This window comes from Arthrobacter sp. AL12 (assembly GCF_029960645.1).
Classification (GTDB): Bacteria; Actinomycetota; Actinomycetes; order Actinomycetales; family Micrococcaceae; genus Arthrobacter.
The window spans coordinates 65,135-78,790 of record NZ_JASBQY010000014.1 but is presented as its reverse complement, the minus strand read 5'-3'; the positions used below and the strand labels follow the sequence as shown (position 1 = coordinate 78,790).

At 66.2% G+C, this 13,656-nt stretch carries 9 protein-coding genes; 1 reads left to right on the top strand and 8 read right to left on the bottom strand.

Translation table 11 applies throughout. The features are described from left to right. The first annotated feature begins 328 nt into the window (after nt 1-328). A complete protein-coding gene (locus QK291_RS14565) occupies nt 329-1,483 on the top strand; it encodes an MFS transporter (RefSeq protein WP_282383139.1) in 1,155 nt (384 codons plus the stop codon). A gap of 382 nt (nt 1,484-1,865) precedes the next feature. Here the strand turns inward: QK291_RS14565 and QK291_RS14560 are convergent, their stop codons facing one another. From QK291_RS14560 to QK291_RS14525, 8 genes are all read right to left on the bottom strand, one after another. Continuing rightward, nucleotides 1,866-3,416: an APC family permease gene (locus QK291_RS14560; protein ID WP_282383137.1), complete on the bottom strand. Its 1,551-nt coding sequence runs from the start codon at nt 3,414-3,416 to the stop codon at nt 1,866-1,868. A 157-nt stretch (nt 3,417-3,573) separates the two neighbouring features. After that, nucleotides 3,574-5,133 carry an aldehyde dehydrogenase family protein gene (locus QK291_RS14555; RefSeq protein ID WP_282383136.1) on the bottom strand — a complete coding sequence of 520 codons (1,560 nt, stop codon included), beginning with the start codon at nt 5,131-5,133 and terminating at the stop codon, nt 3,574-3,576. Nucleotides 5,134-5,166: 33 nt separating this feature from the next. Further along, the gene (gene betA / locus QK291_RS14550) at nt 5,167-6,870 is read right to left on the bottom strand and encodes a choline dehydrogenase (protein ID WP_282383134.1); all 1,704 of its coding nucleotides are present in this window, start codon (nt 6,868-6,870) and stop codon (nt 5,167-5,169) included. Nucleotides 6,871-7,202: 332 nt separating this feature from the next. Then, nucleotides 7,203-7,796, bottom strand: coding sequence for a TetR/AcrR family transcriptional regulator (locus QK291_RS14545; protein WP_282383132.1), 594 nt, complete (start codon nt 7,794-7,796; stop codon nt 7,203-7,205). Nucleotides 7,797-8,257: 461 nt separating this feature from the next. Continuing rightward, entirely contained in the window at nt 8,258-9,631 is a 1,374-nt protein-coding gene (locus QK291_RS14540) for an L-serine ammonia-lyase (RefSeq protein WP_282383131.1), read from the bottom strand. Next, entirely contained in the window at nt 9,631-10,266 is a 636-nt protein-coding gene (locus tag QK291_RS14535) for a sarcosine oxidase subunit gamma family protein (RefSeq protein ID WP_282383129.1), read from the bottom strand. Before QK291_RS14535 ends, QK291_RS14540 begins: the two co-directional genes overlap by 1 nt. Beyond that, entirely contained in the window at nt 10,259-13,237 is a 2,979-nt protein-coding gene (locus QK291_RS14530; protein ID WP_282383127.1) for a 2Fe-2S iron-sulfur cluster-binding protein, read from the bottom strand. The genes QK291_RS14535 and QK291_RS14530 overlap by 8 nt, the downstream gene beginning before the upstream one ends. Next, the gene (locus QK291_RS14525) at nt 13,234-13,653 is read right to left on the bottom strand and encodes a sarcosine oxidase subunit delta (protein ID WP_282383125.1); all 420 of its coding nucleotides are present in this window, start codon (nt 13,651-13,653) and stop codon (nt 13,234-13,236) included. The genes QK291_RS14530 and QK291_RS14525 overlap by 4 nt, the downstream gene beginning before the upstream one ends. Nucleotides 13,654-13,656 lie beyond the last annotated feature (3 nt).

Below are 13,656 nucleotides of genomic sequence, written 5' to 3'. Positions count from 1 at the left end.
GCTCTTGCTGCTCCAAAACGAAAAGTCCCGATGCTTTGGCCGGAAGCGATTCGACGTCGAGATCTGCAAAAGGACCTGTAAGGACCTCGTTGGTCGGCATTTCCACCAGAGCCTTGCCCGGGCACCGAAACTTTTAATCGCCGGCGGGAACGGCACGCCCCCGGCATGCCAAGGATACGCACCTGACGACTGCGTAGACGAGCCATTGATAGGGTGAGCCTCGGTGCTGGCGCGCGAGGACCGCTTAGTCCACATCGCGCTGCTGCCCGATGACTTCAAAGCCGAGCTCGTCAGGGCGACAGCGCACGGTGCAGGACGAGGGGTATTCATGAAGCTCTCCGCGGGTGGCCGCGTCGGTTTGGCCGGTGCGGCGGTGGTCGGGGTCGCATTCGGCATGGCCCGATACGCCTACGGCCTGACGCTGCCGGACATCCGGCAGGACCTGGGGCTTTCCGAGCTGGTGCTCGGCCTGGTCGCCAGCGCAACATTCGCAGGCTATTTGGCCGGCCTGCTGCTCACGGGGCCGCTCGCCACCCGCCACGGGTCGCGTACACCGACGACCATAGGCGGCGCATGCGGCGCTCTGGGAGCGGTGATCGTAACGGTCGCCCAGTCTCCCTGGCTGCTCGCCCTCGGTGTGATATTAGCCGGCAGCGCAGGCGGCTTTGTTTGGGCGCCCTACTCCGACATCGTGACCCGTTCGGTGCCCTTGCGGCAGCAACCACGAACGTTGGCCATCATCACGACCGGTACCAGCGGCGGACTGGTACTGCTGGGCGGCCTGGCCGCCCTCGCTGCGCTCGGTTCGTGGCGCCTGATCTGGGCCGGCACCGCCCTTGCCGCGGTGGCCGCCGCGGCCGCGAACCTCCGCCTGGTACCGCGGACCAGGCCGGACCCGCGCCCGGACGGACCGCGCAGTACCTCCTCACTGGCGAGAGCGCTGCGAGTCCCTGCCGCCTACTCGGTCGTTTACTTCGCGGTCGTCGTCATCTACTTCACCTACGCCGCGGACATCCTGGACCGCGGCGTCCTCCCCGCGGCAGCCGTCCCTGCGCTCTACGCCGCTATCGGCCTCAGCGGCATGGTAGGCGTAGCGACCGGGGCCGCCGCGCAGCGGCTGGGCACCTCGCGGGTCGCCGCCCTGAGCCTCGTGACCGTCGGTGCGGCGCTGGCGCTCCTCGGCCTGGCCAGCGACTCCCTGACCGCGACGGCGGTCTCAGCGTGTATTTTCGGTGCGGGGTACATGACGGGATCGGCGGTACTCGCGGTCTGGACCGCCGAGCTGGTGCCCGACCGCGCAGGTGCCGCGTTCACGGGCTGCTTGGTTGTGGGAGCCATCAGTTCAGTCGCAGCGCCGGCCCTCGCCGGCGCGGTGATCCCTGGCCTGGGGCTGGGGCCACTGCTCGCTCTCACGGCCGCGGTGTCACTACTGAGCGGGGTAACGCTGATGCTGCACCGGTCATCGGCAGGGAAAGCGAATTAGCTGCCCACGTCAGTGCAGAGCAAGTAGCCGACTGCATCAGCGTGTTGTTTTCGATCAGCGTTGCCCCTCGGCCTTCTGCTCTTCCGTCATCGGGCCCTTCGGCGCCGCTGACGCCCCGTAAGCGGTGTACCCGAGCGTGAAGCAGAGGCCTTTCCAATCCGGCCACGACCGGGACGGAGGAGCGATGGCAGTCAGCGCGTTCATGAAGGTGGTCAGCATGGATCGCACCAGATCCCGAGATGCCTGCTCGAGCTGTTCTGACAGAAAACGGGCAGGATCCATAACATGGGTGCGGCCACCGCGTGAGCTCTCTTCGAAACGTACTCTGGTGGGTCGTTTCAAGAATCACGCGGTGGCCGCCACACGCCCGGGAGCCGGGCCGTTACATCACGCTGATGGGCACTTCCGATTTCGTCTCGGCGGAGCCCAGCGACGAAGGTGCTGTTGGTGCGGCTGCATGCCCGGCGAGGATACCCGTCTGGTGCCGAAGCTTCAGCCGGTACATCAGGACGCCGGTGATTGTGACGGCAGCGACGAAGAGAACCCCGCCCCACTGCAGGTACCACTCGAATGGCGGCACGGAGTTGTAAATTTCCGGGCGTGGCCAGATGAGGTTCAGTGTCATGGCGCCGCCCCACAGAACCGCCAGGATATTCACCGGCAGTCCCCATTTGCCCAGGCTGAAGCCGGGCTCGGTGCCGTCATCGGGCAGCGGCCACTTTTTGGCCAGGCGGTTCCGAAGCATGGGCACGGTCACCAGCAGGTAGGAGAGGTAGATCAGGACAATGCTGATGCTGGAGAGGATGGTGAAGATGGCAGGCTGGGAGACGTTCACGATCAGCGGGATGATCGCGATGATTCCGATCACGATCGCGGCGACCGTTGGGGTCTTCCGGACGGGGTGTACCTTGCCCAGGTGGCGGCTGAAGGGAAGGTTGTTGTCCCGGGCCATTGCAAACATCATGCGGATGGCGGCGGCGTGGACGGCCAGCGTACAGACCATGACGGCCACCACGATGCACAGCAGGAAGGCTTTGCCGAAGGGGCCGCCCAGCACGGACAGCACTATGTATTGCAGGCCGCCGTCAGCATGGCCTAGCTTCGGATCATTTAGGTCCGGGGCCGCGAGGAGCCCGGTCAGCAGGATCAGTCCGCCCAGCACAAAGGACGCGGTGATCGCCCGCAGGATGGCCCTGGGTGCCGTGCGCTTCGGGTCCTTCGTCTCTTCGCCGAGGGAGCTGGCGGTATCAAAGCCGTACATCACGTAGCCCGATGCCATGGCGCCGATGATGAACACTCCGAAGAAGCCCAAGGGGTGGTCCGCCCCAAACCCGGTGGTTTCGAAGAGGACGCCGGGTCCGCGGACCATGTGCCACGCGAGTGCGAGGATAAGCAACACCGCGGCAACAAGTTCAACGAGGACGCCCACGCTGTTGATCTTGGTCATGAGTTTCACGCCGAAGGCGTTGATGAGGGTGGAGATGCCGATCATGATGCTCGCGAGCAGCACCCCGTTGAGGGCGAAGTCGTAGGTGCCGGTGCCGTCACCGATGATCTGGAACCCGGACCAGATCTGGGGCAGGGTGAGCTGGAGGGCCAGTGCCACGGCGCCCAGGGCCATAATTGAGGAAAGTAACAACAGCCACCCGGCCAGCCAGGCGAAAGTGCCGGAGGAGAGCCTTTTGGCCCAGTTGTAGACCGAACCGGCCACAGGGTAACGCCCTGCCAGTTCGGCGAAGCATAAGGCCACCATCAGCTGCCCGGCGAAGACAATCGGCCAGGACCAGGCGTAGGCCGGCCCGGCCATCGCGAAACCGAAATAGAAGAGCTGAAAAACGCCGGTAAGGATGGAGATGTAGCTGACTCCGGCCGCGAAGCTGGCGAACTTGCCGATGCTTCGGTCCAGGGTCTGGGCATAGCCGAAATGGTCCATGCCGCTTGAATCAGTACTCTTGCTGGGTTCTATCAACGGAACTCCTAAGTCAGAAAAGCACGATGGTGGTGATTTGCGGCCGCTTTGGACGCAGATGAAACCAAGCGACCGGGCGCCGCGCCGTGGTGGCGCCCGGCTGTTTCCCCAATGCTGTTGCCTAGCTGGCCGTGCCCTCCCCCGTTTCCTTCGGAGCCGGAGCCGCGCCGAACCAGCGGCTGGGCGCGGGCTGGATGTTCTGCCAGATGTGCTTTGCCTCGCGGTACTCGTTGAGACCCGCCCGGCCGAGTTCGCGGCCGATCCCGGACTTCCCGAAGCCGCCCCACTCGGCCTGGGGTACGTACGGGTGGTAGTCGTTGATCCACACGGTTCCGTGCCGGAGGGCGCCGGCGACGCGCTGCGCTTTAGAGGCGTCCGATGTCCATACCGCGCCAGCCAGGCCGTACTCTGTATCGTTCGCGATTGCGATGGCCTGATCCTCGGTCCGGAACGTCTCGATGGTCAGCACCGGGCCGAATGACTCCTCGCGCAGTACGCTCATGCCGGAGCGGCAGTTGCCGAGGACGGTGGGCGGGTAGAAGTAACCGTCGGCGAGCGGTCCCTCGTCAGGGATGTAGCCGCCACACAGCAGCTCGGCGCCCTCCGCAATGCCGGCCTGTACGTAGGCGTGGACCTGGTCCCGGTGCTTGGCGGAAATGAGCGGCCCGGTCTCGGCGTCGGGATCGAACGGCCCGCCCATCCGGATCTTTTTCGCCCGTTCCACGATCTCGGCCACAAAGCGGTCTGCAATCGACTCCTCGACGACGAGCCGCGCCCCTGCCGAGCAGACCTGCCCGGAGTGCAGGAAAACGGCTGTCAGGGCGTTGTCGACGGCGGCGTCCCAGTCGGCGTCTGCGAAGACGACGTTCGGGTTCTTCCCTCCGAGTTCGAAGGCGACGTTCTTCACTGTCGCCGCGGCCGCGGCCATGATCGTCTGGCCTGTCGCCAGGCTTCCGGTCAGGGAGACGAGGTCGACGCGCGGGTCGGAGCTGAGTGGGCCGCCCACCGTCGAGCCGGGTCCGGTGACGAGATTGGCGACGCCGGCAGGGACGCCTGCCTCTTCGAGGGTTTCCATGAGCAGGATCGAGGTGGACGGTGTTAGCTCGCTGGGCTTCAGCACGAACGAGTTTCCGGCGACGAGTGCCGGCGCCACTTTCCATGCAGCCTGGAGGAGCGGGTAGTTCCACGGTGCGATGAGGGCACAGACACCGAGCGGCTCGTAGACCACGCGGCTGATGGCGTTGGGCCGGCCCGTGTCGATCACCCGGCCGGCGTCGAGGCCTGCGATCTTTCCGTAGTAGCGGAAGCAGGCAGCAATGTCGTCTATGTCGTACTCGGCCTCGACGAGGCGTTTGCCGGTGTCGAGCGCCTCCGCCCGGGCGTAGGCGGCCTTGTCCCGCTCAAGCAGGTCGGCCACGCGCAGCAGCACGCTACCCCGCTCGATATCTGTGAGCTTGCGCCACGGGCCGCCATCGAACGTTGCCCGTGCACTGGCGATCGCCCGCTCGGCATCCTCGACGGTGGACGACACGACCACTGCCACTTCGTGACCGTCTGCCGGGCAGCGCACGGAGGTGGTACCGCCGTCGGACGCCTGCTGCCAGGCTCCGCCGATGTAAAGGCCCTTGATGGGGTCCCGTGATTTCCCGGCCTGATGGACTTGCTCAGCTGTGGCAGTCATTGTCTCTCCTTCTGGTGTGTGCATCGGTCATTTCTAGCCCCTGGTCGCAGGGGCGGCGTTGCCGTTACGCTCCAGCGGGCTGACGCCGTGCCGGTAGAACTCCGTGTGCTGCGGCGCCAACGGTGCATTGCCGGCGATCAGGTCGGCGGCCTTTTCAGCGAGCATCATGACAGGCGCGTAGATGTTGCCGTTGGTGACATAGGGCATAGCGGAGGCGTCCACCACGCGGAGGCCCCTGGTGCCGTGCACGGTCATGTCCAGCGGGTTCACGACAGCCATGGGATCGGAATCGGGGCCCATCTTCGCAGTGCAGGACGGGTGGAGTGCTGTTTCGGCGTCGCGGGCAACCCAGTCGAGGATCTCCGCGTCCGTCTGCACGGCCCGGCCCGGAGACAGCTCGCCCCCGCTGAAGGGGTCCATGGCGGACTGGCCCAGGATGTCACGGGCAACTCGAACGGCCTCAACCCATTCGCGGCGGTCCTGGTCCGTGGAGAGATAGTTGAACACCATGGACGGGTGCACGGTGGGATCGGTGGACTTGATCTTGAGGGTGCCGCGGGAGTCGGAGTACATGGGGCCGATGTGCACCTGGTAGCCGTGCTTGGCATCGGCCTTCTGGCCGTCGTAGCGGACTGCGACCGGAAGGAAATGGAACATCAGGTTCGGGTACGCAACGTCCTCGTTGGAGCGGACGAAGCCGCCGCCCTCGAAGTGGTTGGTGGCTGCCGGTCCCGTCCGGCCCAGCAGCCACTGGAGCCCGATCAGCGGGTAGCGCCACAGGTCAAGGTTGGGCTGCATGGAGACCGGCTGGGTGCAGGCGTGCTGGATGTAGACCTCGAGGTGGTCTTGGAGGTTTTCGCCGACCCCGGGCAGGTCGACAACGGAGTTGATGCCCAGGGAGTTCAGGTGGGCCGCGTCTCCAACGCCGGAGAGCTGGAGCAGCTGTGGGGTGTTGATGGCGCCGCCTGCGAGGATCACTTCGCCTGCGTTCACCTGGTGGGTCCTGCCATTGCGGCGGTAAGTGACGCCGGTAGCCACGTTGCCCGTGAAGTTGACCTTGGTGACCAAGGCCCGGGTCAGGATGGTCAAGTTGTCCCGGCCGAAATTAGGCCGGAGGTAGGCGCGGGACGCCGACAGCCGCTGGCCTTTGTGGACGTTGCGGTCAAATGCCGCGAAGCCTTCCTGGCGGTAACCGTTGACGTCATCCGTCAGCGGGTACCCGGCTTCCTGGGCGGCGGCGAAGAAAGCCTGAAACAGGGGGTTCGTGGCCGGGCCGCGTTCCAGCACGAGGGGGCCTGAGTGCCCGCGCAGCTCATCGTCCGGGTCCGCGGCGGACGCGTTTTCCATCCTGTTGAAGTACGGCAGGCAATGCGCGAAGTCCCAGGTTTCCATCCCGGCGTCCGCGCCCCAGCGTTCGTAGTCGAGCGGGTTTCCGCGCTGGAAGATCATGCCGTTGATTGAGCTGGAGCCGCCCAGTACCTTGCCGCGTGCGTGCGCTACCCGACGGCCGCCCATGTGAGGCTCGGGGTCCGACTGGTATCGCCAGTCGTACAAAGGATTGCCGCTGGGAAAGGTCAGCGCGGCGGGCATCTGGATGAAGAGGTCCCAGGGGTAGTCGCTCCGCCCCGCTTCGAGGACCAGGACACTGCTCTGGCCCCCATCGCTCAGACGGTTGGCAAGCACGGACCCCGCGCTCCCGCCACCGACGATGACGTAGTCGTAGTTGGTTTTTGTCATGCTGCGAACTCTCCTTCTGCCTGGCGCAGATCTTCCGCCCAGGGCCGGTGATCCTGCTTCCGGGAACTGGCGGTACACCGTGGCGCTCCGGAGAAACCGTAAGACGTCACTGGTGTGGTGTAGGTCATACCGCTGAACAGTAATGCAGCTTGAACAAGTGTTCAATAGCACCACTGGACAAGTGTTCAGAAAAGTTTGTTTGTTACGTTCAAGAGCTACGGCGGCCCGGTACGCGCCGGGGACTGGCGGCCGTGCGGTGGCCGAGCTTGAAGGTCCTAGCGTCGTTGGAGAAGGCGCTGGCGCCTTCACGGAATGCCTGGGCAATCCCCCCGCTAGGCGGCGAAGGCGATCTCCTCAGTACGGGCGATGCTCCTTTGGATGGAGGACTCGTCCACGCCCAGGAGCGCTGTCAGCCACATCCCGTTTTGCACGACAACAATGTCCGCCGCCCGCACCCTACATTCATCACTGGAAAGTTCAGGTTTCGCATTACCTATCAGCGCCGCGAGTCCACTGAGGTACCGTTCGAAGGCCTCCGCGTTAATCAGCGCAAAGTCTTCATGGGCCTGCGCGAGAGCCCAGAGGTGGAGGCGCAGGGACAGATGTTCGGTGGTGAGGAATTCCGGGTCCGCAAGGCGGCGAAGGGCCTTCTGGAGCTGCCCGTCGGGGGGCGATGCCGGATCGGGGGCGACCAGCTTGACATCGCGTTCGTCGATCTGATGCAGGACCGCACGGATGAGGCTCATCTTGTCTTCGAAGTAGTAGTTCACCAGCCCGAGTGCGACGCCGGCTTCCCGGGCCACGGCGCGCATATTGACACCTGAGATGCCGTGGCGTGACAGCAGCTCCAGTGCCGCTTCGAGAATGCGCGCCTGCCTGTCAATCTGTTCGCCCTGTTGGCCTGACTTCATGGTGTTTGTAATCACTTGGCCAGAATATGGCCAAAATCGTGACGGTGCATCCCGCTGACTGGACGCCCTGCTCCAGCGCGCAGTCGCGCGCCACCGCGCCTCCACCCGGGAGAGTGCTTGCGGGTGGAAGTAGCACTCCCTGGGCGGCTAGACCCGGACCCTATATCCGGTCGGCTTATCAAAGAGCTTTCGCGTGCTGGCTCCGGCGGCCGCAATCCAAAGGACGGATCCGTCGTCAGCGGCTTGTTCCACGACGCCGGTCACGATGTGCTTCCCTAATAGACACACCTCCACCGTGTTGCCCGTCAGCCGGGCCCAGTCGCTGCGCGGCCCCCGTCCGGCCGAGGTCCGGCCCGAGCTCGTATCCCACATGATCCGCTACCGGCCGCGCTTGACGCGGTGGCTGCCGGCGGCGGTGACGAGCTCGTGACTGCCTGGGTCCTTGTTCAGGCTTGGGGCCACAGGTACTTCAGGGCTCAGCACTCGATGACGTTGACGGCGAGACCCCCGCGGGAGGTTTCCTTGTACTTGGTTTTCATGTCCGCTCCTGTCTCCCGCATGGTTTTGATGGCTTTGTCGAGGGATACTTTGTGGCTGCCGTCCCCGTGCAGGGACAGCCGCGCGGCATTGATGGCCTTCACGCTGGCGATGGCGTTCCGTTCGATGCAGGGGATCTGCACCAGGCCGCCCACGGGATCGCAGGTCAGGCCGAGGTTGTGTTCGATCCCCACTTCCGCGGCGTTTTCCACTTGCTCGGGCGTGCCGGCCAGGACCTCGCAGAGGCCGGCGGCCGCCATGGAGCAGGCCGAGCCCACCTCGCCCTGGCAGCCCACTTCGGCTCCGGAGATGGAGGCGTTGATCTTGAAGAGGATTCCGACGGCGGCCGCCGCCAGGAGGAAGCGGACCACGCCGTCGTCGTTGGCGCCGGGAACAAACTTCACGTAGTAGTGCAGGACGGCGGGGACGATTCCTGCCGCGCCGTTGGTGGGTGCGGTGACGATGCGCCCGCCCGCGGCGTTTTCCTCGTTGACGGCGAGGGCGAAGAGGTTCACCCATTCCATGGCCCGCAGCGGATCGGTGACGCCTGTGTCCGCGGTCAGGGTCTGGAATAACGACGGCGCCCGGCGCCTGACGTTCAGTCCGCCGGGAAGGATCCCTTCCGCGGCGCAGCCGTTGTCCACGCATTCGCGCATGACTGCCCAGAGTGCCAGCAGCTTCTCACGCAGTTCCGCTTCGCTGCGCCAGACGAGTTCGTTGGCGAGCATGACGTCGGAGATGGACATGTCCTCGCGCTTGCAGATCTCCAGGAGTTGGTCGGCGGTGGTGAACGGGAAGGGGAGGACTGTAGCGTCGGCCACCACGCGGTCGCTGGCGTCGGCGTCGCCGTCCACCACGAAGCCGCCGCCGATGGAGTAGAAGCTCCGTTCGCTCAGGACGGCCCCGCCGTGGTCGAGGGCCCGGAAGGTCATGCCGTTGGGGTGGGCCGGGAGGGACTTGCGCCGGTGCAGCACCACGTCCTCGTCCCAGTTGAAATCCACCCGGTGGTCCCCGCACACCCACAGTTCCGCGTCAAGGGCTGCGGCGGCCACCTGGTCATCAGCCGTGGCGGTGTCCACGGTTTCCGGGTCCAGCCCTGTGAAGCCCAGGACCACTGCCTTGTCCGAGCCATGGCCCCGCCCGGTGGCACCGAGGGAACCGAACAACTCAGCCTGGACGCGTTTGGTGGCGCTCAGGTGGCCGTCGCCCTTGAGTCCGTCGGCGAACAGCTTTGCTGCCCGCATCGGGCCGACCGTGTGTGACGACGAGGGCCCGATGCCAACGGAAAAGAGATCCAGGACGCTAAGCGCCATCAGGGGACCTCCGGCGAGCCGTACTCGCGCATGGCATCGAGGAGCCACCGGCCCAGGAAGTCTGCGAAGGAGGCGCGGGGGAAGAGCCGGAAGCTTTCCTCCCCGGTCTTCTCAAGGACCACCGGGATGTTGCCCACCTCGGTGTTCAGGGCTGTTCCCGGGGTGAAGCTGCGGGGGTGCAGGTCAAGGGCGCAGCCCTTTTCCAGAACTGCCCGGGCCTGCGGGCCGGAGAGCTCGAACGTGGTGCGGTTGGCGGAGAGGTCCACCACCTGGCCCGGGGCGTCGCCCAGTGCTTCCACGAGGGATCCGATGAGGGTGCCACCCAAGGAATCATGGGCAGCTTCCGGTGCCACCACCAGGAACTCGGAAGGTCCGAGCCAGAGGACGCTGATGCTGTCCGTGCCGGTCACTTCGCCGCAGCGCACCGGCAGTCCGCCGGTCACGGCTGCGATCCGGGATCCTCCCTCGGAGCGGGGGTCCACGCGGACTCCGGCCATGGTCTGGAACGGGCCTTCGTTGAGGACGACCTGGCCCCGGACGGAGCCGGCATCCAGGGCCTCGGCCAGGTGGGAGGCGGGGCTGCGGCGGATGTCCCGGAGTCCATTGACGCCTGTCAGTGCTGCTGTCTTAGCCATCTTTGCGGGTCCCTTCGGGGTCATAAAGTACGGTTTCTGCCACCACAACATCAACGAGTTGGTCGCCGGCGGCGGCCACCAGGGTTTCGCCGATGCGGTTGCGGCCGTTCTTGATCAGTGCCAGCCCAAAGGAACGTCCAAGGGCGGCGCTGTGGTAGCTCGAGGTCACGAAACCCTGCATGGGGACGGGGCCGTCGGCGGGGTTGATGGTGATGCCCTTTTCCACCAGCTGGGTGCCTTCGGGCAGCCGGATCGTTCCGTCCACGGGAAGGACGCTGACCAGATGCTTCCGGTCGGTGCGGCCGGCGTCCTTGCGGGCGTAGGAGCGCTTGCCGATGAAGTCCTTGGCCTTGGACACCACCCATTCCATGCCCGCGTCCTGCGGAGTGACAGTCCCGTCGGTGTCCTGCCCGACGATCGGGTAACCCTTTTCGGCCCGCAGCACGTGCATCGTTTCGGTGCCGTAGGCGGTGATGTTGAAGTCCGCCCCCGCCGCGGCCACGGCTTCCCAGATGTTCAGCCCGTACCAGGACGGGACATTGATCTCGTAGGCCAGTTCGCCGGAGAACGAGATCCGGCAGACCCGGGCCTGCACGCCGGAGGCGAGGGTGGTTTCCTTGAACGTCATGAACGGGAACGCCTCGGCGTCCAGGCCGCCGTTGGCCGCCAGTTCAGGAGCCAGCTTCGCCACGACGGCCCGGGATTTGGGTCCGACGACGGCGATGGTGGACCACTGTTCGGTCACCGAGGTGCAGTGCACGTCCAGGTCCGGCCATTCGGTCTGCAGCCATTCCTCCAGCCAGTCCAGGACCTTCGCGGCGCCGCCGGTGGTGGTGGTCATGAAGTAGCGGTCCTCGTCAAGGCGGAGCGTGACGCCGTCGTCGAAAATCATCCCGTCGGCCATGCACATCACGCCGTAGCGCGCGGAACCCGGGGCGAGCTTCTTGAACGCGTTGGTGTAGATCCGGTTCAGGAACTCCCCGGCGTCCTTGCCGCGGATCTCGATCTTGCCCAGCGTGGTGGCGTCCATGAAGCCCACGGACTCCCGGACGGCGGCGCATTCCCGCAGCACTGCGGCGTCCATGTCCTCCCCGGCCTGCGGGTAGTACCAGGGGCGCTTCCACTGCCCGACGTCCTCGAACAGGGCACCCTGGGCGACGTGCCACGGGTGGATGGAGGTGACACGGGCGGGGTCGAACAATTCACCGCGCTGGCGTCCGGCGAGAGCCGCGAACGCCACCGGGGTGAACGGTGCACGGTAGGTGGTGGTGCCGATGTCGCCGATCCCGCGCGAGGCTTCCCCTGCCTGGCGGAGCGCGGCGGCGATGACGCCGATCGCGTTGACGCCGGAGGTCTTGCCCTGGTCGTTGGCGGTGCTGATCGAGGTGTAGCGCTTGATGTGCTCCACGGACCGCAGGCCGGCTCCGGTGGAGCGCAGCACATCGGACACAGACTGGTCACGCTGGAAATCCACGAAGTGGTGGTGCCAGTCCTCCGGAGTGCCGGACTGGCCCGGGACCAGCCACAGCTGCCGGGTCGGGGCCGACGCCTTCGGTTCCGGAAAGACCAGCGGACCGACGACTGCGCCAGCATTTTCAGGGCTGAAGCCAGCGGCGGCGGCGGCCGACGCTCCGGCGGAGATGCCCTCGGCCAGGCAGTCCGCGAGTTCGAAGCTGCCGCGGCCGGAGCCGATGGTCTGCTGGTTCGGGACCACGGTGCTCGGCACGAAAGCGGCGAGCTCATCGTCCCAGCGCAGCTTGCCCTGCCGCTGGGAGTGAAGGTGGACCAGCGGGCTCCAGCCACCGGAAACGGCCAGCAGATCGCAGCCGATCTCTTCGATGCCGGAGGTGAGTTCGCCGTCGTCGTTGATGCTGCGGACCGTGACGGCGGTGAGACGGCCGTCGCCGGCGTCCGAGGCTGTTCCTGTTCCGTCGGCGGTGGCGGCCACGGCGCTGCCGATCAGCACCCGGGTGCCTGCCTCGACGGCGGCCGCAGCAACGTCCGTGAACTTGGCACGGGCATCGACGACCGCGGCTACCTTGACGCCGGCAGCCTGCAGGTCCGCAGCCAGCGCGTAGGCGCTGTCATTGGTGGTGCTGATGAGAACGCGCTGCCCCGCGGCAACGGCGTAGCGGTTGAGATAACTGCGGACCGCCGAAGCGAGCATGATGCCGGGGCGGTCGTTGTTCTCGAACACCAGCGGGCGTTCGTGGGCTCCGGGAGCAACCACCACCTGGTTGGCGCGCACGTGCCAGATCCGCTGCCGGGACACGCCCGGTGCTGCGGGGCTGGACAGGTGGTCTGTGCGGTTCTGGACGGCGATGACGTAGTTGGCGTCGTAGGCGCCGAAGGCGGTGGTGCGGTTCAGGACGGTGCACTCGGGGCCGGAAACCAATTCGGCCTCAACGTCCGCCACCCACTCCAGGGCCGGCTTGCCTTCAATGGTCTCGACCAGGCCGGGAGCCGTGGACCCTGACAGGAGCGACCCTCCCAACTCGGGCTGGTCGTCCATCAGGATGACCCGGGCGCCAGTGCGGACGGCCTCGCGGGCCGCGGCGAGGCCGGCCGGACCGCCGCCGATCACCAGGACATCGGTGTGGACGTACTTCTTGTCGTACTCGGCGCGGTCCTCCTCCGGATCCAGCTTGCCCAGGCCGTTGAGCAGCTCTGCTTTCAGGCCGTCCACCAGAGTGACGGTAGTGGCCGGGAGCATCGACTCGGCCACGTGGCCCGGGAACCGGGGTTCAATACGAACCAGCGCGTTGGATTCCTCCACCCCGGCGGACATGATCCCGCGGGCGCGGTCCTCGTACAGCGAGTTGCCGGCGGCGATGCGGCCGTTGGCGAGCAGGGCCGAGGCGAGGGTGTCGCCGGGGTGGCCGGTGAAATCCTCGCCGTCCACGGTGAAACGCCAGGAGATGGTGCGGTCGATGCGTCCGCCGGCGTCGAGGCGGGCGTTCTTGGAAGTCACTTGGTTGCTCCTTCCGGGGCGGTGGCGCTGGCGGGGGCTGTGCTTGTGGCAGTGCTGGTTGCAGCGATGCTGGGCGCCGCGGTCCCGGTGGTGGTGCTGTCCGGGGCGGTGCTGGCGGTGCCGGATTCAGGCGCCGGGGCGGATTTGTCCGGACGGGCGGCGCCCATCGGGTAGACAGCCTGGATGTCGTAGGTGACGGTGTCGCGGAGCATGTTGAACCACTGGCGGCAGCCGGTGCTGTGGAGCCAGCGTTCGGCGAAGGCGCCCTTGGTGTTGTCGCGGTAGAACAGGAACTCGGCCCATTCACGGTCGTTCAGTTCGTTCGGGTTCTCCGGATAGGCCACGTGGGCCTGGCCGCCGTAGTGGAACTCGGTCTCGTCGCGGGAGCCGCAGTTGGGGCATGAAATGAGGAGCATGTC

Coding starts and splice junctions, on each gene's coding strand:
- QK291_RS14565 (WP_282383139.1), top strand. CDS start 329: ATGAAGCTCTCCGCGGGTGGCCGCGTCGGTTTGGCCGGTGCGGCGGTG.
- QK291_RS14560 (WP_282383137.1), bottom strand. CDS start 3,416: ATGGACCATTTCGGCTATGCCCAGACCCTGGACCGAAGCATCGGCAAG.
- QK291_RS14555 (WP_282383136.1), bottom strand. CDS start 5,133: ATGACTGCCACAGCTGAGCAAGTCCATCAGGCCGGGAAATCACGGGAC.
- betA (WP_282383134.1), bottom strand. CDS start 6,870: ATGACAAAAACCAACTACGACTACGTCATCGTCGGTGGCGGGAGCGCG.
- QK291_RS14540 (WP_282383131.1), bottom strand. CDS start 9,631: ATGGCGCTTAGCGTCCTGGATCTCTTTTCCGTTGGCATCGGGCCCTCG.
- QK291_RS14535 (WP_282383129.1), bottom strand. CDS start 10,266: ATGGCTAAGACAGCAGCACTGACAGGCGTCAATGGACTCCGGGACATC.
- QK291_RS14525 (WP_282383125.1), bottom strand. CDS start 13,653: ATGCTCCTCATTTCATGCCCCAACTGCGGCTCCCGCGACGAGACCGAG.